This is a genomic window from Aurantimonas sp. C2-5-R2, from assembly GCF_036549495.1.
In the GTDB taxonomy this organism is placed as follows: domain Bacteria; phylum Pseudomonadota; class Alphaproteobacteria; order Rhizobiales; family Rhizobiaceae; genus Aurantimonas; species Aurantimonas coralicida_A.
Genome location: NZ_JAZHLJ010000060.1, coordinates 2,880 through 23,417 on the forward strand (window position 1 = coordinate 2,880; position 20,538 = coordinate 23,417).

A 20,538-nucleotide genomic window follows, 5' to 3' on the forward strand; every position below is an offset into this window, starting at 1 on the left:
TCAGAAAACCAAATTGTGCGCGGCCACTAAGGGCCGCGCACTATTGCAACAAGCTTAGATGTCGCGATCTCGAGACGCCGTGCCGATCGACGGCCTCAAACGACCGCCTCGATATTGATGCGGCGATACAGTGCCTCGGCCAGCGCGTAGATGCCAAAGGCCATCAGGCCAAGCCCGGTCAACGACAGCAGCGCCCAACCGTACAACCAACCTTCCATCGCCGCCAGCGCCGTGTCCAGCCCCGGCGTATCGCCACTGGCATAGGAGGCGGCACCGCTGAACAACAGCCCGGCAAGGACAAGGAAGGTGACGCCTCGGGCCATCAGTCCGAACTGGCAGACCGGGGTCAACCAGCTGCGGACTCCCTCGGGAATCTCCATGTACTTTTCAAAGCCGGCTTTGGCGCCCTTGAAGATGTGGGCCGCGCCCGCCGCTGCCATACCGAGGGCAACGATATAGGTGAGCCAGACGCCGTAGCCCGCCTCATAGGCCTTGGCGACAAGACCGTTTGAGCCGCCGCCACTCGCCATGCCGATCAGCAGGCTCGCGGCATAAAAGGCAAGCGCACCATAAGCCAAAGCGCTGAAGATCAGGCCAATCCGGACGAACATCCCTTTTGTGTCGGTACCGTGGTGGTCGACATCGAAGACGACCTGAACGATCCGCCAGGCGGCAAAGCAGGAAAGTGCGAGGACGAGCAGGCCGAGGAGAATGGTACCGAATGCCGACCCGGCGATCTGTCCGACCGCATCTTTGCTATCCATCGCCTCGCCGGAGGCGAACGCGGCGCGAAACGCGAAGTAGCCGATGATGAGAAACACCGCTCCCCGCGCCACATAGCCAGCCCTTGCGGCGTGCCGAAGCCAATCGCGGTTGTCGTCGGTCAGCTGGTGGGTGTCTGCCATAATCATCGCCTTATTTTACTAGGACGATACGCTATAGGACCGGATCCGTTCCCCGCCAAACGGAATTAGGCCGCCGGAATGGGCATAGACCCGATTGCGGCCGGATTGTTTGGCTCGGTAGAGCGCGATGTCGGCACGTTTGAGGAACGCGGCGTTCTCGTCGCCGGCGTTCGATACGGCCAAGCCGATCGACGCGGTGATGCGCAGGCTGACGTTGCCGACCCCGATGGTCAACATCGAGATAGCCTCACGGATCTGATCGGCGAAGCGTTGAAACTCCATCGCGCTCATGTTCGGCGCAACGACGGCGAACTCCTCGCCGCCCACCCTCGCGACGATGTCATGATAGCGCGTGCACTCGAACAGGCAGGTCGCCACCGACTTCAGGACCAAGTCGCCGACGTCATGCCCATGGGTGTCGTTGATCGCCTTGAAGTGGTCGAGATCGATCAGCATCAGCCCCAGCGGACGTCCAATTCTGTCGAACTCAAGCAGATATTGCCGCAACGACTCGTCGAAAAAGCGGCGGTTGTTCATTCCGGTCAACGGGTCGGTCAGCGCGGCCCGTTCGAAATCCTGCGAGCGCTGCCGCAACAATCCCGCCAGCGAGTGCAGCTTGCCTTGCTCGCGGGCCTGTTGTCGGACCATCGGCAAGATCCAGAATAATCCGGCCAGCAAAGCGACGATCAGGCATGAAAACGTCGCCGCGAAGAGGATCGACTCGACCCGTTGTTCCTCTGGCAAACCGATTTCCGCCAGCGCCGACGCGGCGACACTGTGCCCCGCATAGGCACTCGCTGCCGCGGCGGCGATCGTGCACAGGAACAATGCGACCGACCATTCCGACTTGCTGATGTTCATGCAGAAGAAAAACCCGTTCTTTTCTGCCACGAATCACTAGCGCAATAGGTTCACCATCCGCTTAACCGTGTCGATCAAATTGACGAGATTAGATCGGCGTCGGGCGCTTCCAACCGCGCCCAGTCGGAACCGAACTGATGCCGGAACCAGGTTTCCTGGCGCTTGGCGTATTGCCTTGTGCGTGTCACCGCGCGGGCTGTCGCCGAGTCGAGGGTCAGCCCGCCGTCGAGCACCGCGCCGAATTCGGCGACGCCGATCGCTTTGGCCGCCGACCCCGCTAGCGCACCGGGAAGCGCTAAAAACGCGGCGACCTCGGCGAGCGCGCCGGCCGCGACCATCGCATCGAAGCGCCGCGCGATCGTCTCGCGCAGCCGACTTCGCTCCGGCGCAAGGATGATCTTCACGCATTTGCCACTGTCGAGCAGCCCCTCGCCCTCTCCCGCCTGCAAGGATGACAGCGGCGTTCCGGCTGCCTCGCCCACCTCCAGCGCCCTGACGATCCGTTGTCCGTCCGCCGGCTTTATGCGGGCTGCGGCGACGCGGTCCCGCTCCGACAAAAGCCGATGCAGCGCTGGCGCACCCTCTTCCGCCAGCCGCCGCCGCCATGTCTCGCGAAGCTCTGGCGCGACCTCTGGCATGGCATCCAGAAACCCTAGCAAAGCCTTGAAATAAAGCCCCGTTCCGCCGCAAAAAATGGGAATCCGTCCGGACGCGCGGATATCCGCGAGAACGGCTGCCGCCTGGCGTGTATACGTTCCAGCCGAGTAGGTTTCATGGGGGGGCACATGGCCGTAAAGGCGATGCGGAACCCGCTCGAGCTCGGCCGAAGTCGGCCGCGCCGTCAGGATTTCGAGCCCCGCATAGACCTGCATCGAATCGGCATTGACGATGACCCCGTCATGTCGCTCGGCGAGTTCGAGCGCCAGGCGCGACTTGCCGCTGGCGGTCGGCCCAGCTATCAGGATCGCCTGTTTTTCTGCCATCTCGGATCGCCATATCATGTTCGTCGCAACGCTCATCGCCGCACCGACCGGGGCCGGCCTGCCGGCTCGCGTCCTTGTCGACATCGCCCGCGAGCTCGGTGTTCAAGCTGAGACAGCCGACTGGCTCGACCCCGATTTCGCAGCCGATCTCGCCTTCGAGGTCGCGCCTTCACTTGAGCAGCGGCGCGCCGTCGCCGAGATTGCCGCAGCCGGTCGCTTCGACTGCGTGGTGCAGCAGCGCGCCGGGCGGCGCAAGGACATTTTGATCGCCGACATGGATTCGACGATGATTGGCGAGGAATGCATCGACGAACTCGCCGCCGAGGTCGGAATCAAGGATCGCGTCGCCGCGATCACGGTCCGTGCGATGAACGGCGAAATCGAATTCGAACCGGCCCTCAGGGAGCGCGTCGCCCTGCTTGCAGGCCTGCCGGAGGCGGTCGTGGCCAAGGTGATTTCCGAGCGCATCACGCTCGCGCCTGGCGGCGCCTCGCTGGTCGCGACCATGCGGGCCAATGGCGCCTATACAGCCTTGGTTTCCGGCGGTTTCACGGTCTTCACCGGTCCAATCGCCGCGCGCCTCGGCTTTCATGAAAACCGCGCCAACCGCCTGTGCGCCGAGGCGGGGCAACTCACCGGCCACGTCGAAGAGCCCATTCTTGGAGCCCTCGCGAAGGTGACGGCGCTGGAAGCGATCGCCGCAGAGCGCGGTGTCGGGGCAGAGCAGGCGATCGCGGTAGGCGACGGGGCCAACGACCTCGGGATGATCAAGCGCGCCGGCACAGGCATCGCGCTCCACGCCAAGCCGGCAGTCGCCGCGCAAGCGCCCCACCGCATCGACCACAGCGACCTGACGGCGCTGCTGTTCGTTCAGGGCTACAGGCGGGACAAGTTCCAGCAATAGATCCCGGCACCGCCTCAGTCGATCGGCACCACGACGAAGCGCAAATCGCCATTGGCCGAGGCCAGGAGCAGCAGCGCGTTCTTGCGACCGTCCTCTTTCAGCTTGGCGATCTTGCTCGCGACCTCCTTGGCGCTGGACACCTCTTCCTGGGCGACTTCGCGTATCGTCACGCCGGCTTCGATGCCCTTTTCGGCGGCTCCTGAATTCGGCTTGACCGCGGTGATCACCACGCCTTTGGCGTCCTCGGCCAGGCTATATTGCTCGCGCAGCGGGCCATCCAGATCGGTGAGCGTCATGCCAAGGATTTCGACGCTCCCCATCTTGGAATTCTTGTCGCCGCTTGGTTTCGTCGAACTTCCCGTCGATTCCCCGGCCTTTTCCATCAGCTTTTCGCCGTCCTCCAGCCGGCCGAGGGTGACCTCGACCGCCATCGACTCGGCGGGATCGGCGGCGGCAGCCTTGCGCAGGATCTCCACCGGAACCGTCTGGCCGACGGGCGTCTCGGCGACGATGCGCGGCAGATCGCGGGACGTATCGATTTCGCGCCCGTCGAAGCTGACGATGACGTCGCCGACCTTCAACACACCGTTGTCGGAAGGGCCGCCGGGAACGATGCCCATCACCACCGCGCCCCTGGCTTTGCCGATGCCCAACCCCTTGGCGATGTCGTCGGTGACCGCCTGCAGCCGAATGCCGAGCCAGCCGCGCCGGGTCTCGCCGAACTCGCGCAGCTGGTCGATGACATTGACTGCGAGCTTCGACGGAATCGAGAAGCCGATGCCGATCGAGCCGCCGGTCGGCGAGATGATGGCGGTGTTGATGCCGACGACATTGCCGTGCATGTCGAACAGTGGGCCGCCGGAGTTGCCGCGATTGATGGCCGCGTCCGTCTGAATGAAATTGTCGTAGGGACCCGCGTTGATATTGCGGCCGCGGGCCGAGACGATGCCGATCGAAACCGAACCGCCGAGGCCGAACGGATTACCGATCGCCATCACCCAGTCGCCGATCCGCAGACTTTCCGAATCGCCGAACTGGACGGCGGTGAGCGGCGTTTCCGACTCGACCTTCAACACCGCAAGGTCAGTCTTCGGATCGGTGCCGAGCAGCTCGGCTTCGAGCTGCGTGCCGTCGGGAAAATTCACGGTGATCTTGTCCGCGTCGGCGATGACATGATTGTTGGTGATGACGATGCCGCTCGAATCGACAACGAAGCCGGAACCGAGCGACTGCAGGCGCCGCTCGCCGGCCCCGTCTTCCTTCTTCAAGAGATCGTCGAAGAAGTCCTGCAGCGGCGAGCCCTCGGGCGCCTCCAGCTTCGGCACGCCCCGTCCGGGCATATCGACATTCTGCGACGTTGAGATGTTGACCACCGCGTCGAGCAGCTTTTCAGCCAGATCCGCGACCGATTCCGGTCCCTTAAAGGGCGACGAGCCCGGAGTCTGCGGCGGCGTCGCGACGTCTGTCTTAGGGTCGGCGCCGTCGACGGGGGGCGCGGGAAGCGCCGGCACGACGGCGTCGGGCGCCGGCACCGGATCGACCGGCTGCGCGTGGGTCGCGATCGGGGCAAAAACCGACGTGGCCGCCAGAACGAATCCAGCCGTGGCGGCGATCGAAAAGCGGCGCAGGCGGATTGTCATCATATGTCCTTTCGCAGGCTCGACACGGCGCCTCAAGCGCCGCGCGGCCACCTCATAGACGTGACCTCAAAAGGCCACGGAATCAAGAAGTATACGGCAAGGTGAAGCGTTGGTGATGGAAGCCACCCTGCACCCGTCCCGGCGTCCTGTGGTCGAGCGTCGCAGCATGTTGCTCCCTCGCCCTATGAGATCCGGGTCAGACCGGCATCCGCATCCCTTGGCGCAAGACCGACAATCGCGAAGCGTTTCCCGGAGTCGGTCCACACTTGATCGACGCTCCACCCGCTAGCGGCGGCAACGGCGGCGAAGCCTTCCAGCGAATATTTGCGCGAACTTTCGCTATGGATCGTCTCACCGGCGGAGAAATCGAAGCGATGGCCGTCGATCCTGACGGTCCGGTCGTCGAGGCTCTTCAAGTGCATCTCCACCGCCGAAGCCTCGTCGTTCCAGCGTGCCTCGTGGACGAAGCGATCGAGAGGAAAGTCGGCCTCCAACTCCCGGTTGATCCGGGCGAGAAGATTGAGGTTGAACGCGGCCGTCACGCCCTCTCGGTCGTCATAGGCGGCAAGGAGAATGTCGAGATCCTTTTTCAAGTCGATGCCGACCACCGCCCGCCCGCCGGACCCGGAGTGACGACGCATCCGCCGCAAGAACGCGTCGGTATCTGCAGTGTCGAGATTGCCGATCGTCGAACCGGGGAAAAAGCCGCAGCGCAGCCCATCGCTCGGAACATCCGCCGGTAGATCGAAATCGGTGGTGAAATCCGCGACCACGGGCTGTACCGCCAAGGCCGGAAAGCGGCTTTCGATGCGGCGCGCCGACTGGCTCAGGAAATCGCCGGAGATATCGATCGGCACGTAAAGCGCCGGCTCGCCAAGTGCCTCCAGCAGGATTTCGGTCTTGATACCGGCCCCGGCGCCATATTCGAGCAGCGTGACGTGGGAGCCGCAAAAGGCCGCGATCTCCTCCGCTTCCGAGCGTAATATCCCGGTCTCGGTGCGGGTCGGATAATATTCGTCGAGCCCGGTGATCTCCTCGAACAACTCCGAGCCGCGGTCGTCGTAGAGCCAGCGGCTGGGCAGCACCTTGCGCGGCTGCGACAGCCCCGCGATCACGTCGGCGCGGAACGCTTCCCGCTGCCGATCGACCAACTCGGCCTGATCGAGCATCTCAGACGTCCTCCGCCAGCCGCAGACCGGAAAACTGCCAGCGGGCGTCTGGCGGGAAGAAATTCCGGTAAGTCGAGCGGATATGACTGGCCGGCGTCACGCAGGAACCGCCGCGCAAGACGAACTGGCCGCACATGAACTTGCCATTGTATTCGCCCACCGCGCCTTCGGCCGGCTTGAAACGCGGATACGGGGTGAACGGGCTGCGCGTCCATTCCCAAACGTCGCCGAACATCTGACGGAGCCCCTCCCCGGCCGCAGCGGCCGGCTTCGGCCGCAAGCGACCGGAATCGGCGAAGTTGCCCTCCAGCGTCACGTCGCTCGCCGCGTGCTCCCACTCCGTTTCGCTGGGCAGGCGCCGCCCGGCCCACGTCGCGAAGGCGTCGGCCTCGAAATAGCTGACATGGGTGACCGGCGCCGATCGGTCGACCGGCTGCGCGCCGCGCAGCGTCATCGTCCAATACTCACCATCCCGCTCGTTCCAGTAGAGCGGCATCGACCATTTTTGCGCCAGGATCGTCGCCCACCCGGCCGAAAGCCACAACAGCGGATCGCGGTAGCCGCCATCGGCGATGAACTCCATCCACTCGCCGTTGGTAACCAGCCGGTCGGCCAGCCGGAAGGGCTCGATCAGCGCGCGGTGCCGCAGCCCCTCGCAGTCGAAGGCAAAGCCGTCCCCGTCATGGCCGATCTCGACGATGCCGCCCTCGTAGCTACGATAGCGCGCCGGGTCGGGCTCGCCGTTTCCAACGCCGAGCGGCTCCGGATCCTTGTAGGCGGGCCGCATCGGGTTTTGCGCGAACAGGTGCAGGATATCGGTCAGGAGCAGTTCCTGATGCTGCTGTTCGTGATGGCAGCCGAGTTCCACCAGTTCGGCCACTGCCGGCGACGGGCTGGCATTCAACAAAGCCACGACGGCATCATCGACATGGTCGCGATAGGCGAACACCGCATCCAGCGACGGCCGCGTGATCATGCCGCGCATCGGACGAGGATGCCGCTCGCCGATCGTCTCGTAATAGGAGTTGAAGAGGAAATTGAAGCTTTCGTCGAACACCCGGTAGCCCGGAACGTTCGGCGCGAGCACCATGGTCTCGAAGAACCAGGTCGTATGCGCGAGATGCCATTTGGCGGGACTTGCGTCCGGCATCGATTGCACGGTCGCGTCGGCATCCGACAGAGGCGCGCCGAGACCGCGGCTCGCCTCTCTGACGGCACCATAAAGCTTCAGCGTCTGTGACGAGTCGGCCGAGCGGCTGGGGGAAGTAGCGACCATGACAACGGGTCCTTGTTCCAAGACTTCGCTTCAGCGAGCCATCCGGACATCGAGGCTCGCTGCGATCAGCCCCTGCAGCCCGCAGAAGCACGAAGGGCATGACGTAGCCCACGCAAAGCATCCTGCAAGGCGATCACGATCATTCTATCGGTCGGCGACCCACGATGCCTTTCGTCTCAGGCCGGATTTTAAAGTGATCGCTTCAGGGAGGACCAGACGCGTCGCAACATTGTGATGCGCGGCTGACAGGTCGACGCGTCTCGCGGGGCCGGCATCGCGCCTTCGGACCTGCAACGGCAGCGACACAGCGGCTTTCCAAAGCGCCGAACGGCCTGCCCACCGACAGTCGTGGCGTCAAATCCGGAAAATGCGACTTCTTCAATTCATCGAGAGGGTTATCGCCGGGTTAGCCAAAAAGACCGAGGGCGTAAAAACCACAGGGTCAGGCGCAAGCCACCGTCAGTGGCGCACGAGCCAGACCAGACCGACACCGAGGATCATTGCGACGAGCCCACCGGCCCGCATCGAGGCATCCGGCATCGCCTCGGCCATCCGGCCGATCCGCCGGATCGTGTCGGGAGACATGCAATAGACGACGCCCTCGATCACCAGAAGGAGACCGAGGGCGGCAACGAAATCCGTCACTGGGTGGCGGCAGCCGGTTGATCGGCCTCAGCCGCCGCGCCCTGTTCGGCGGTGGGCGCCGCGTCTGACGCGGGCGCCAGTTCAGGGGCGGCCGCAGCCGCCTCGCCGCTCGTCGCCGAGTCCGTCGACGAAGGTGCGGCCGCTTCGGGCTGCGCCGGCGCTTCGGCGGATGGTTGTGCGCCCAGGAGATTGGCACCGGACGCACCGATTCCCTCATCAGAGCCGCCATCGGCCCTGAAATAGCGGAAGAATTCGGAGTCCGGCGACAACACCAAGGTCGTTCCGGAATTCGTCATCGCTTCCCGATAGGCCTGCATCGACCGGTAGAAGTCGAAGAACTCCGGGTTCCGGCCGTAGGCTTCCGCGAAGATGCGGCTGCGCTCCGCTTCACCCTCACCCTGCAGGATCTCGGCGTCGCGCTGCGCCGAGGCGACCGTTTCGACGACCTCGCGATCGGCGGCGGCACGAATTCGGCGGGCGGCAACCTGGCCACGCGCCCTGAGGCGTTCCGCCTCGGCGAGGCGCTCAGCCTTCATGCGCTCGTAGGTCTGTTGCGAGACCTCCTGCGTCAGATCGGTGCGGCGAATCCGCACGTCGGTCAGCTCGAGGCCGAGCGAGGTGGCGTCCGGCCGAAGCTGGTCGCGCACCTGGCGCATCATGTCGGCGCGCTCCTCGGACAAGGCAGCCTCGAAGCCGCGCAGGCCGTAGACCCGACGCAATGCCGCGTCGAGGCGGGTGCGCAGACGCTGTTCGGCCTGCTCGACCGATCCCGAGACCGTCAGCGCGAACCGAGCCGCGTCCGAGATATGGTAGACGAGAAACGCGTCGACCTCATAGAACTTGCCGCCGGACACCTGAACCCGGATGTTGTCGAGATCGAAGCGCAACAACCGGTCGGGGAGCTTCCTGACATTGTCGGCACCAGCGAAGGAGAAGGGCAGCTTGAAGTTCAATCCCGGCGCGTCGACAACGCGCTGAATTTGGCCAAAGCGCAGAACGACGGCCTGCTCCTTCTCGTTGACGATAAAGATCGAGTTCCACAGGAGAAGCAGAACGACGGCAGCCGCGATGACGATCGCGTAAAAGCGGTTGTTCATCAGTTTGCTCCCTGCGGGGCCGGTGCCGCCGTCTCGCCGGAGTTCGCACTATTATCCGATCGGCTCGGACGCTGCAGTTCGTTCAGCGGCAGATAGGGCACGACCCCTTGGGTCCCGCCGGCGCCTTTCTCGACGATCACCTTGTTGGAATCGCGCAAGACCCCTTCCATGGTTTCGAGGAACAGACGCTTGCGCGTCACGGCCGGAGCCGCTTCGAATTCCTTCAGGATCGACGAAAAGCGCTGCGCCTCACCTTCGGACTCCTGGACGACCCGGTTCTTGTAACCGGCCGCATCCTCGCGGACCTGGGCCGCCTCACCGCGGGCCTGGCCGACCTTGTTGTTTCTGTAGCGATTGCCTTCCTCGACGAACCGGTCCTCGTCCTGTTCGGCGCGCTGCACCTCGTCGAACGCGTCCGCGACCTGGCTCGGCGGTGCGGCGTCCTCGATCGAAATCCCGTTTATCCGAAGACCGGCACCATATTCGTTCATGGTATCCTGGGTGATCTGACGCACCTCCTCGGCGATCCCGGCGCGATCGTCACGGAACACGTCCTGAACCGGGCGACGCCCGACCACTTCGCGCATGGCGCTTTCCGAAACCTGCTGCAGCATGGCAACCGGATCCTGAACGTCGAAGAGATAATTGGCCGGATTGTCGACCTGATAGAGAACCGCGAACTGCACATCCACGATGTTCTGATCACCCGACAGCATCAGACCGGAGTTCTCTCCACGCTGGCCGCTGCCAAGCGTCATCTGACTCTCGACGACCGGCACCGTATCCACCGTTTCGAGCGGCCACAGCATGAAATGCAGTCCGGGCTGCGACAATTCCTGCTTAGGCTTGCCGAACAACATCTCGACGCCGACCTCGTCCGGCTGGACGGTGTAGACGGACTTGAAGAGCCACAGCACCAACAGGCCGGCAAAGATGAGAATTCCCCATGCCGCGAAGCCCGGCACGCCGGAACTCCCGCTACCGCCGCCGCCGCCGGGTATCGCCCGCCGCAGCCGGTCTTGGCCACGCCGCAGGATGTCCTCCAGATCGGGAGACCCCCCAGCGCCGCCGGTTGGCCGTGGGCCTTGCGGGCGTTGGCCCCAAGGACCTCCATTGCCGCCATTGCCGCCGCCTTTCCAGCCGCCGCCGTCGCCGGTCTGATTGCTCCAGGGCATCGATATCCTTCCAGTTCCGAGAAATCCGTGGCCGTCGCCTGCGACGATCCAAGCGTCAATCTGTTAGTGTCCTTATAGGAACTGCCAAATCCGCTTTCAACGCAAGCGCAACCGTTTCACCTCCCTAGGCGTCATGATGGTGAACGGCAACCGCGGATCGGCGCACATTTCGGAAACGACGAACGCCCCCGACTCAACTTCAGCTCCGGCGCCGCTCGTAGATGAGGAAGCGGCTATCGGCGCTGTCGTTCTCCGAGCGTTCGCACGTCTCCTCGTGAAACTTGTGCCAGACAGCGGGATCGATCGCGGGAAATACCGCATCCCCTTCGACAACCGCGTCGATTTCCGTGACCATGAGCCGATCGGTTCGGTCGAGAAGCAGGCGATAGATTTCGGCGCCACCGACGATCGCGACCTCGTCGGCTCCGCGCTTTTGCGCACATTCGAATGCGCGGTCCAACGCCGTCTCCGGCGAATGGGCCAGCAGCGCCCCTTCATAAGGCAGGTCGGCCGAACGGGTCAGCACGATCGTGTCGCGTCCGTCGAGCACCCGACCGATCGCGTCGAGCGTCTTACGCCCCATGATCATCGGCTTGCCCATGGTCAGACGACGGTAGCGCTTGAGGTCGCTCGGCATGCGCCATGGCATCGCGCCGTCCTTGCCGATGATGCCGTTGCGGGCCATCGCGACGATGGCGACGAGTTCGGGCTGGCGCATCAGACAGCCACCTTTGCCTTGATGTGTCCGTCAGCCTCGTAGCCTTCGAGGCCCATATGCGCGATGCGGAAGGCGAACAGGTCGGTGATCTCGGGATCGAGCCACAGCGTCGGCAGTGGACCGGGCTTGCGGGTCAGTTGCAGCCGCGCCTGCTCGAAATGATTGGCATACAGATGCGCGTCTCCCAAAGTGTGCACGAAGTCACCTGGCTTAAGGCCGGTCGCCTGGGCGACCATCGCGGTCAAAAGCGCATAAGAGGCGATGTTGAACGGTACGCCGAGGAAGATGTCCGCCGAGCGTTGATAGAGCTGGCACGACAGCCGCCCGTCGGCGACGTAGAACTGGAACAGGCAATGGCAGGGCGGCAGCGCCATCTCGTCGACCAGCGCCGGGTTCCAGGCCGTGACGATCAGTCGGCGCGAATGCGGATTGCGCCGGATCTCGTCGACGACCTTGGCGATCTGATCGATGTGGCCACCGTTATAATCGGGCCAGGAGCGCCATTGCGCCCCGTAGACCGGGCCGAGGTCGCCGTTCTCGTCCGCCCACTCGTCCCATATGCGGACCCCGTTCTCCCTGAGATAGGCGATGTTGGTGTCGCCCTGCAGAAACCACAGCAGTTCGTGGGCGATCGACTTCCAGTGCAGCCGCTTCGTCGTCAGCATGGGAAAGCCGGCGGACAGATCGAAGCGCATCTGATGACCGAAGACCGAGCGGGTTCCCGTGCCGGTCCGGTCGGAGCGGTCGGTCCCGTGGTCTAGGACATGGGCGAGAAGATCCAGATACTGGCGCATGGCGACATTCCCTCCGGTTCAGGCAAGACCGGCTCTCGGCAGATTACTGCGGCGACGTCCTCGATCGGGAGCGCGTGTTATCAGAGTTTGATCGGCGAAACGATCGATGAAGACGGTAACCGGAGAAGCCGGCCGACAGGGGCCTTGCGACCCGAAATCCTCCCAGCCGGCCGTCCCCGGCTGTTCAGTTGATCGACTTTGACCGATTCCCTCAAGTTTCGGAAGCGTCTAGCCCTTTTCATGCCGTGACGATCCCCTTATATTGCGCGTGCCGGCTTTCGGGTCGGCTATGGCGATAAACGGCCGATGTAATAAACCTATCGGACCCGGGGGCGGTACCCGGCGCCTCCACCTGGACCCACGTTTCGCTTCGCATGAGCGGTGGGTCCAGGCGGGGGCGAAATAGGATCGACGAGGGCGTAAAGATCGGACTTTTGCTCGGCATGGTACCGCCGTTATCGGGCTGTTTTATAGTTGCAAACGACAACTATGCGGAAGCACGTCTCGCTGCGTAAGCAGTGTGATCGCTTCAATTCAAGCCCTGGGGGTTCGCACTTCTAGGCGGGGTTCGGAGGCACCTGGCAACAGAAGCCTCCACTTTTTTATGGGGTGCGTTTGAACCGCCCGCCCCCTCCGCAGCTACGAGAATTCAGGACACCGCAATGGGCCAGGACCTTATCCGTTACGATGTTCTCGCGCAGGAGGCGCTGCGCGGCGTGATCCGAAAGGTGATCGGCGAGGTCGTCAAGACCGGCCTTCCGGGCGAGCATCATTTCTTCATCACCTTCCTGACCTCCGCGCCGGGTGTGCGCATCTCCTCGCGGTTGCGCGAAAAATATCCCGAGCTGATGACCATCGTCATCCAGCATCAATATTGGGACTTGCAGGTCACCGACACGACCTTCGAGGTCGGCCTGTCCTTTTCCGACATCCCCGAACGTCTGCTGATTCCCTTTGCCGCGATCCGGGGCTTCTATGACCCGGCGGTGAACTTCGAACTCGAATTCGACGTCAGGGGAATCGACGCCGCCAACGAGCAGTTGGATGCCCCGGAGGAAGGCGAATCGCACGGCCCGGTTCTGGTTGGCTCGCCAACCCAGATTACTCCGGCCAAGGCCGCGACGAAGCCGAAGGGCAAGAAGTCGCCCAAGGATAAGCCGAAGACCACGACCGAGAGCGAAGAGGCCGGGGACGAAGCGCCGGAAAAGAAAGATGCCGACGTCGTCTCCCTCGACGCGTTCCGCAAGAAGACCTGAGCCCGGCGATGTCCGCCGACATCGTCAATCTCCGGCTCGCCCGCAAACGGCAGCGGCGTGGCGCGGCGGAGCTTGAAGCCGACGCCAATCGAATCCGGCATGGAACGCCGAAAGCGCTGCGGGACGAAGCCCGTGTCGAGCGGGAGCGTGCGAGCCGTCTGTTGAACGGTGTGAAGCGCGACCGTGCGGCGCCGATTGAAGCCGAACCGTCCGCACCTGCCCGTAAGAGCCCGGGCGAGACCGGCAAGCCGTCGTGATCGTCAAGCGCTCGCTGGCGATCCGTGGCCATGCGACATCGATCAGCATCGAGGACAAATTCTGGAACCGCCTGCGCGCGATAGCAGCGGCACGCGGTCTGGCGCTCGCGGCGCTGGTGGCGGAGATCGACGCAGCCCGCGCGCAGAACACGAACCTCTCCTCCGCTATCCGGCTATTCGTTCTGGACGAGGCGCTGGCGCGCGCCGATCCTCCATCCGACGGACACGGCTGACTCCAGAGGGCGGCATCCCGATTTGCGCCGCATCGACCCGCGCGTCGCCCTCGGTCGGACAAGCCCGTTCAGCGCCATCCAATGCGTTCCGATCACCGCAGCTTGGTATCAAAACTCCAGCGGATTCTCGACGCCCGGCAATGAGGGAAAGCGGGTTTTCCCACCCGACGGCGCGCTGGGAAGCGGCCTGTCGAAGTCCAGCCTCGGCGCCGCGCTGGCGCTCGGTGCCGGCGACGGCTGGCTTTGCTGTTGGCGTCGGCGTTCCGCGGCTTGGCGTTGGCGCTGAGCTTCCGCTTCGGCTTCGCGGCGACGCGCTTCCTCCGCCTCTTTGCGACGCGTCTCCTCGCTCTGCCGCTCCTGTTCGGCCGCCGCGCGTTGCGCGGCCGCCTCCTCTTCCCGCTGGCGTGCCACTTCCGCCGCCGCCTGCTCCGCCCGCAACCGTTCGGCCTCCTCGGCGGCACGCTGCTCTTCCGCGATCCGCGTCGCCTCCGCCGCCCGCCAACGGTAGAATCGCGCTTCCCGCCGCAGCCGCAGGGTCTCCTGAAGGCTCTCCTGCATCGCCTCCACCCGCGCCTGTTCACGCTCCAGCGCGCGCACCGCGAGGTAGTTGGCGAGCGCCGTCGCATCGACCAAAAGCGCCGGCTCGGCAAGCGGGCCGGTCAGGGAATAGAACACCGTCGGCTCAGCCCCTTCCACGCGGTCGTCACCGGGTTCGATGGCCAGCGTGAGATCGGCGGCGACCGTCAGATCGGTCAGGTCCACGGTCCCGTCCAGGGTCAGTTTCTCATCGCCGTCCTTTATGCTGACCGGCGCAAAGCGGGCGCGACCCGCCGTCACGGAGAAGGCGCTCGTTGCGGCCGGAACGGCAAAGCTGGTTTCGGCCGACAGAGCCCGCAGCGTCGCGCCGGTATCAGTGTCGGGCTTGAAGCCCTCCTGATCAGCCGCCGCAAGCAGCGGTCGGAAGACCCGCTGCGGCACGCCGGGCACACGCGCATTGGCGATCGCGATCTGACCGGCGCCGGTTAGACCCGATACCAGCGCCCCATAGGACTGGCCGGTACTGTCGAGCCGGATATTGCCATCGAGACTCGCAGTCGCCCCATCGACTGCCAGATCAGGCCAGAATTTGGCGAGATCGAAGCCGCTGGCCTCGGCTTCGAGCGTCCATCCGCCAATGCCGTTGGCATTGCGCAGCATTAGCCGGCCGTCGAGACGTCCGCCCGCCGCGGCGACGCTCGCTTCGTCGAAGGTCAGATTGCCCGCGTCTGCCGACATCCGGGCGGCAAAATCCGTCATGACCGGACCACCAAGGTCGAGCTGCGCGGCGGTAAGCGCCACCGAAAAATCGACACCGGCAAGAGAACTCGGCCGGAACGCCTCGCTTGGCCAAAGTCGCTTTGGGTCGCCGTCGTCGAGCGCGCGCCCATAGACCAGGCTCGCAAGCCACGGCATCGACAATTTGTCGAGGCGCACCGTCCCCTCGAAAGGTTGCCCGCGTTGTTTTCGCAAGGCGGCGTCGATCGTCGAACCGGCGATCTGGCCGCCCAGGTCGCGGATGGTCCAGTCACCTCGCTCATAGACGACCGTCCCGGTCAGATCGAGCGGGGCGGCGTCGAGCGACGCGCCAAGTTCGACGCCGCTCGTGCGCAGCCATGGCAGCGCGTCGCCGCTCTTGACATAAAGCGAGACGTCACCGCCGGAAATTCCCTCGGGCGTCACATCGAGGGTACCATCCAAACTGATTTCACTTCCCGGCGCGCGCAATGTCGCCGAGGTGACGATGGGCCCGGTCGCCGAGGCCGACAAAGACAGCTCCGCTTCCAGCGGCGCCGGCGCGCCGGCTTCCATGGCTGTCAGCCCGAGCTGGCCGAGCAAAACTGTCGGCCGATCGTTCTCCAGACGCAGATCGAGACCGAACCGACCACTCTCCGCACGCGCGTTGAGGCCGTTCTCGATCGAGGCCGACAGATCGATCTTGCTGCCATTGGCGGTCCCGTCGAGACGCACCAGCAGGCTCGGCGGTTGTCCCGCCTCGCCTCCGATCGTCTCCACCGCACCAGCGAGGGCCAGCGGCGCCAGACGCGCCGCCTGCCCGTCGATCGCTTCAAGCAGGGGGACTCCGGGAAACCGCGATCGCAAAAATTCGAAGAATTGCTCCGGCTTCCCGGAATCGAGCGCCACGGCGAGCCGCCCACGCGCATCGCCGCTAAGTTGCGACAGCTCCCCCCGGGCCGACAGGCTCGCGCCGGCAAGACCGTCAACGTCGAGCTTGCCGATCGCCAGCGTATCGCCGTCGTAGCGGATATCGCCGTCGATGCGCGCGGCCGAGGCACCACGCAAAGTCACCGGGCCGGCGGTCAAGGCCACGTCGAACTGGTCGGCGTTCGCCAAGGCATCGGACGGGCCGGTAAACAGTCGCGTCAGGGCAAGTAGCGCGTCGAGATCGACCTTTCCCCCTTCCAGATCCGCCGCGATCGTCGTCCGTTCGCCTACCCTGGAGCGCTCCAGCCGGCCGGTAAGTTGGTCGCCGCCGATGTCGAGTTCCAAGTCCGTAAAGACCTGTTGCTCGGCGGTCAGCACCGTCTTCGCCGCCAACCCGGCGCCGGCCAGGGCGCGCACCGCCGGGTCGATCGCGCCGGTCAGCCAGTCGGAAAAGCCGGATGGCTGACGGGAAGCCACAAGCAGGTCGCCGCGAAAGCCAAAGCTCTCGTCAAGATCAACGACACCGCTCGCTTCCAGCCGGGTCCTGCCCGGCAGTTCCGCCGCGAAGCGGGCCAGCGTCCAGCCGGAATCGGTCGGGCTTGCCGAAAACGCGACATCGCGAATCGTCGTGTCGCCGGCGACGACCACCGGCAGCGAGATGGCCACGGTACCAGGGATCGTCGGCCGGGGAATGTCGGCGAGGACGGCGCGCACCGCCTCCAGCCGCTCCGCAAATCCGATCGCGGCGGCTTCCGGGCTCGCCTCGCCTGTGTCCGCGCCGCCGGATGCGATCGTGTCGACATCGACCTGTTCGCCCTCCAGATCCAGGGAGAAATGCGGCACCGCCTTGAAATCGAGGCGGCCTTGGCCGGTCAGGAGATAGGGTTGCTTGCTGCCGCCCGCCTGGACCCTGAGGTCGAGGACTTCGGCGACCGTGGGCGTCAGGGTCACCGCTCCGACCGCCCGGACCGGCAGGACATCTGGCTTCAACGACGTATCGACCGCAGCATCGGATGATGCCGCGTCAGCCGCCGCGAACGGGTTGCCGTCGACCACCGCGGCGCCGCCCGTCGCCGCCTCCGGCAATGGCCGCCTGATGACAGCGGTTCCGGCGAATTGCGGCCGCCCGTCCTCGAACCGCGCGGCGCCGTCGAGCGCTATCTGGGTGGCGAGCGTCTCGTTGGCGGTGACGAGGCGAACCGGTACCGATCCATCCGCCTGCCGCATTCCGGCCGCCAGCGTGAAGGCGACCGCCTCGCCGCCCAGCTTGAAGCGTCCGCTCCCGTCGAGCGGCCCGGCCAGCGAGCCGGCCGACAACACCGCCTCGACGCCCGACAGCTCGTGGCTGCGTCCGGTCAGGCCGTTCTCGATACGGACCGTGCCATTGGTGATCGCGACATTGTCGAGCACCACCGTCGCGCCGGTTGGTATCTTCGGCTTTTCCACCACCCAGTCGATGGAACCGTCCGGCCGGATCGGAATCCGGATGGAGGGCCGATCCAGCGACATCGAGTAGATGAAGATTTCGCCGGAGAGATACGGCGCGAGTTCCGCGTCCATCCGGAACCGGCCGATCGTCGCCAGCGCCGCACCCGATTCGTCCAGCACCTCGACATCCCCGAAGGTGACCGACGGAAACGGCAGCAGCCGCGCCGAGGCTTCACCCCTGACGACCACGTCGCGGCCGAGAATCGTCGAGGCCTCGCGCTGGAAATCGTCGCGATAGGCCGTCCAGTCGATGAAATACGGCGCCACCAGCGCCCCGATGAGCGCCAGCACCAAGAGGCCGCCGAAAAGAACGAAGGCTCTGACCAGGATGGGGCTCCTCTTCTCGTGGTCGCAATTGCGGCGAGCCCGCGCCGTATGATGCCAAGCGCCGCTTGTCTCGCGCTGACCGCCGCCAGCCGTTCGGCCGGGCCTTCAAAGGATAGGCCAGAACCGGGCCCCGATGTCGAGACCTGACCGCGTCCCGATCAGGGCAGGATCTTGCCGGGGTTCAGGATATTGTTCGGATCGAGCGTGGTCTTGATGGCGCGCATCACGTCGACGGCGTCGCCCAGTTCCTTGCGCAGATAGCCGCGCTTGCCCTGGCCAATGCCGTGTTCGCCGGTACAGGTGCCGTCCATCGCGACCGCCCGCTCGGCCAGCCGCGCCATGAAGGCTTCCGCTGCGGCGATCTCCTCGGCGCTGTCCATGTCGAGCAGCAGCGTCACGTGGAAATTGCCGTCGCCGACATGGCCGACGATCGGCGCGATCAGGCCGGCCGCATCGATGTCGCCTTGCGTTTCCGCGATGCATTCGGCGAGCCGCGACACCGGCACGCAGACGTCGGTCGCGATGCCCTTGGCGCCGGGGCGCAGCGCCAGCGCCGCCCAGTAGAACTGGTGCCGGGCCTTCCAAAGCAGCGCCCGCTCCTCGGTCCGCTTGGCGCCCTGGAACGGGCCGCCGCCGTGGTCCTCGGCGATCGCGGCGAACAATTCGGCCTGCTCGGCGACCGAATTCGCCGAACCATGGAACTCCAGGAACAGCGACGGCCGGGCTTCGAGGTCGAGCTGCGAATGGGCGATCGCCGCCTGCATGGACAAGGTGTCCAGCAGCTCGATCCGGGCCACCGGAATCCCGGCCTGGATGGTCTGGATCACCGCGTCGCAGGCACTTTTCACGTCCGGAAACGGGCAGACGCCGGCCAGAATCGATTCCGGGATGCCGTAGAGCTTGAGATTGAGCTTGGTGATGATGCCGAGCGTACCCTCGGAGCCGACCAGAAGCCGGGTCAGGTCGTATCCGGCCGAGGTCTTCTTGGCCCGCCGCGCGGTGCGGATGATCTTCCCGTCCGCCATCACCGCCGTCAGCCCGATGACGTTGTCGCGCATCGTGCCGTAGCGCACGGCGTTGGTGCCCGACGCGCGGGTGGCGGCCATGCCGCCGAGGCTGGCATTGGCGCCTGGATCGATCGGGAAGAACAGGCCGGTGTCGCGCAAATGCGCGTTCAGCGCCTCGCGGGTGACTCCCGGCTCGACCGTGCAGTCGAGATCCTCGGCGTTAACGGCGAGCACCTTGTCCATGCGCGACAGGTCGAGCGAAATGCCGCCCTCCGGCGCGTTGACATGGCCTTCCAGCGACGAGCCGGTGCCGAAGGCGACGATCGGCGTTCGATACTCGCCGCAGAGCTGAACGAGCGTCTGCACCTCGTCCTCGGTTTCAGCGAAGAACACCGCGTCCGGCATCTGGTTCGGCAGATAAGTGGTCGAATGGGCATGGGCGCGCCGCACGTCCTCGCCGGTGACCAGCCGCTCGCCGAATCGCTGCTTCAGCACCGAGACCGCGCTGGCGATGCCCTCGCGCTTGGCCGGCCGTTCCGCCAGGATGTCCGCTAACGCCATGATGCTCTTGCTCCCTTCCCGTCCGCTGCCTCGATGGGCTGCCGGATTTGACTTCCCTACGCCTTGCGGCTTTCCCTTGCCGCAACGTCCACCCGCAAAGAAGAGCCCCGATGACGCCAGAGCCGCCGCAGCCGTTCCGTTCGCCCTTGATGGACCTCGAGCCCGGTTGGATCGACTATAACGGCCACCTCAATCTTGCCTATTATCACGTTCTGTTCGACCGGGGCATCGACGGCCTGTTCGACGCGATCGGGCTCGGCGAGCCATATCGCGCCGCGCGCGGCTACACCACCTACTCCGCCGAGACCCATGTCTGCTATCTGCGCGAGGTGCCGCCGGACGCGCGCGTCTATGCGACCGCGCAGATCATCGGCCTCGACGCAAAGCGGCTGCACATCTTCCAGGAACTGTTCCACGAGGACGGCTGGCGCGCCGCGACGCTGGAAAGCCTCAGCCTGTCGATCGACCAGAACCATCCGTCGGGGGAGCCGAAGGTCGCGCCCTTCCCCGCCGACGTGTTCGCAAGGGTGGCGGCAGTGGCGGCGGAACACGCGAAGCTGCCGACGCCGGACCGGCTGGGCCGGGCGGTGAGGCTGGGGCGGGGGTAGGTTGAAGGGCTTGAAGGCTCCGCTTCGCTCCGCGCCTGCCTCATCACCCTCGGCTGCTCGCTGCGCTCGCCCCCTCATCCGGCGCTTCGCGCCACCTTCTCCCCGTTGGGGAGAAGAACGGTGCCCATTTCGGCGGCGCTCGCGGAAGCGCGCCATTCCTCGCCCCTCCGGGGAGAGGGTGGTTCGCGTAGCGAACCGGGTGAGGGGCGCGCGTCATCGCCCGCACCGCGTTGGCGGCCGGCGTATGCATTCCCGAGACTGGCTGTTCCTCCCTTCGCTTCTCTTCGGTTCTCCGTCCTCGGGGTCCCCGCCAGCGACGAGCTTAGCGAGGAGCTTAAGGGCGGGGCAGATAACCGTCTCGTCTCTGACGAGACGAGCGGCGGAACGCCGGAGGCGAACCCTCCGAACGATTGTAATAAACGGTCCGCCTCC

18 protein-coding genes and 1 other RNA gene are annotated in these 20,538 nt (G+C 65.1%); 6 read left to right on the forward strand and 13 right to left on the reverse strand.

What is annotated here, in order from left to right:
* Positions 1-95 precede the first annotated feature (95 nt).
* From VQ044_RS18955 to miaA, 3 genes are all read right to left on the reverse strand, one after another.
* Positions 96-905: a DUF1206 domain-containing protein gene (locus tag VQ044_RS18955; protein WP_327624137.1), complete on the reverse strand. Its 810-nt coding sequence runs from the start codon at positions 903-905 to the stop codon at positions 96-98.
* 18 nt (positions 906-923) lie between these two features.
* On the reverse strand, positions 924-1,766 hold the full coding sequence (locus VQ044_RS18960) for a GGDEF domain-containing protein (RefSeq protein ID WP_327648902.1): 843 nt from the start codon (positions 1,764-1,766) through the stop codon (positions 924-926).
* Positions 1,767-1,840: 74 nt separating this feature from the next.
* The gene (gene miaA / locus VQ044_RS18965; RefSeq protein ID WP_327624139.1) at positions 1,841-2,749 is read right to left on the reverse strand and encodes a tRNA (adenosine(37)-N6)-dimethylallyltransferase MiaA; all 909 of its coding nucleotides are present in this window, start codon (positions 2,747-2,749) and stop codon (positions 1,841-1,843) included.
* Between the two features lie 13 nt (positions 2,750-2,762).
* Between miaA and serB the strand changes: the two genes are divergently transcribed.
* Positions 2,763-3,653 (forward strand): phosphoserine phosphatase SerB, encoded by an 891-nt coding sequence (serB, locus tag VQ044_RS18970; protein ID WP_442872956.1) that lies wholly within the window; start codon positions 2,763-2,765, stop codon positions 3,651-3,653.
* A gap of 14 nt (positions 3,654-3,667) precedes the next feature.
* On the opposite strand, the gene VQ044_RS18975 is transcribed toward serB, so the two are convergent.
* The 8 genes from VQ044_RS18975 to VQ044_RS19010 form a co-directional block, all read right to left on the reverse strand.
* A complete protein-coding gene (locus VQ044_RS18975; protein ID WP_327648898.1) occupies positions 3,668-5,293 on the reverse strand; it encodes a Do family serine endopeptidase in 1,626 nt (541 codons plus the stop codon).
* 182 nt (positions 5,294-5,475) lie between these two features.
* Positions 5,476-6,462: an L-histidine N(alpha)-methyltransferase gene (gene egtD, locus VQ044_RS18980; RefSeq protein ID WP_327648897.1), complete on the reverse strand. Its 987-nt coding sequence runs from the start codon at positions 6,460-6,462 to the stop codon at positions 5,476-5,478.
* A 1-nt stretch (position 6,463) separates the two neighbouring features.
* Positions 6,464-7,738 (reverse strand): ergothioneine biosynthesis protein EgtB, encoded by a 1,275-nt coding sequence (egtB, locus tag VQ044_RS18985; RefSeq protein WP_327648896.1) that lies wholly within the window; start codon positions 7,736-7,738, stop codon positions 6,464-6,466.
* A gap of 459 nt (positions 7,739-8,197) precedes the next feature.
* The gene (locus VQ044_RS18990) at positions 8,198-8,383 is read right to left on the reverse strand and encodes a DUF2065 domain-containing protein (RefSeq protein WP_327624143.1); all 186 of its coding nucleotides are present in this window, start codon (positions 8,381-8,383) and stop codon (positions 8,198-8,200) included.
* A complete protein-coding gene (gene hflC / locus VQ044_RS18995; RefSeq protein ID WP_327648895.1) occupies positions 8,380-9,480 on the reverse strand; it encodes a protease modulator HflC in 1,101 nt (366 codons plus the stop codon). The genes VQ044_RS18990 and hflC overlap by 4 nt, the downstream gene beginning before the upstream one ends.
* A complete protein-coding gene (gene hflK / locus VQ044_RS19000; RefSeq protein ID WP_327648894.1) occupies positions 9,480-10,655 on the reverse strand; it encodes an FtsH protease activity modulator HflK in 1,176 nt (391 codons plus the stop codon). The genes hflC and hflK overlap by 1 nt, the downstream gene beginning before the upstream one ends.
* A 199-nt stretch (positions 10,656-10,854) precedes the next feature.
* Positions 10,855-11,373, reverse strand: coding sequence for a dihydrofolate reductase (locus tag VQ044_RS19005; protein WP_327648893.1), 519 nt, complete (start codon positions 11,371-11,373; stop codon positions 10,855-10,857).
* Positions 11,373-12,167, reverse strand: a complete 795-nt coding sequence (locus VQ044_RS19010; protein WP_327648892.1) for a thymidylate synthase — start codon at positions 12,165-12,167, stop codon at positions 11,373-11,375. Before VQ044_RS19010 ends, VQ044_RS19005 begins: the two co-directional genes overlap by 1 nt.
* A gap of 231 nt (positions 12,168-12,398) precedes the next feature.
* On the opposite strand from VQ044_RS19010, the gene ssrA reads away from it, so the two are divergent.
* The 4 genes from ssrA to VQ044_RS19030 all read left to right on the forward strand — a co-directional run bounded on the left by ssrA (position 12,399) and on the right by VQ044_RS19030 (position 13,913).
* Positions 12,399-12,766, forward strand: a transfer-messenger RNA (tmRNA) gene (gene ssrA, locus VQ044_RS19015).
* 63 nt (positions 12,767-12,829) lie between these two features.
* Positions 12,830-13,423, forward strand: coding sequence for an SspB family protein (locus tag VQ044_RS19020; protein WP_327648891.1), 594 nt, complete (start codon positions 12,830-12,832; stop codon positions 13,421-13,423).
* Between the two features lie 8 nt (positions 13,424-13,431).
* Positions 13,432-13,680, forward strand: a complete 249-nt coding sequence (locus VQ044_RS19025; protein WP_327648890.1) for a DUF4169 family protein — start codon at positions 13,432-13,434, stop codon at positions 13,678-13,680.
* A complete protein-coding gene (locus VQ044_RS19030) occupies positions 13,677-13,913 on the forward strand; it encodes a ribbon-helix-helix domain-containing protein (RefSeq protein ID WP_327648889.1) in 237 nt (78 codons plus the stop codon). Before VQ044_RS19025 ends, VQ044_RS19030 begins: the two co-directional genes overlap by 4 nt.
* Before the next feature lie 108 nt (positions 13,914-14,021).
* Here the strand turns inward: VQ044_RS19030 and VQ044_RS19035 are convergent, their stop codons facing one another.
* Both VQ044_RS19035 and VQ044_RS19040 read right to left on the reverse strand, forming a co-directional pair.
* Positions 14,022-17,933 (reverse strand): AsmA family protein, encoded by a 3,912-nt coding sequence (locus VQ044_RS19035; RefSeq protein WP_331827743.1) that lies wholly within the window; start codon positions 17,931-17,933, stop codon positions 14,022-14,024.
* A 155-nt stretch (positions 17,934-18,088) separates the two neighbouring features.
* Positions 18,089-19,498 carry an FAD-binding oxidoreductase gene (locus VQ044_RS19040; protein WP_327648888.1) on the reverse strand — a complete coding sequence of 470 codons (1,410 nt, stop codon included), beginning with the start codon at positions 19,496-19,498 and terminating at the stop codon, positions 18,089-18,091.
* A gap of 110 nt (positions 19,499-19,608) precedes the next feature.
* Here VQ044_RS19040 and VQ044_RS19045 point away from each other — a divergent pair, with 110 nt between their 5' ends.
* Positions 19,609-20,106, forward strand: coding sequence for a thioesterase family protein (locus tag VQ044_RS19045; protein ID WP_327648887.1), 498 nt, complete (start codon positions 19,609-19,611; stop codon positions 20,104-20,106).
* Positions 20,107-20,538 lie beyond the last annotated feature (432 nt).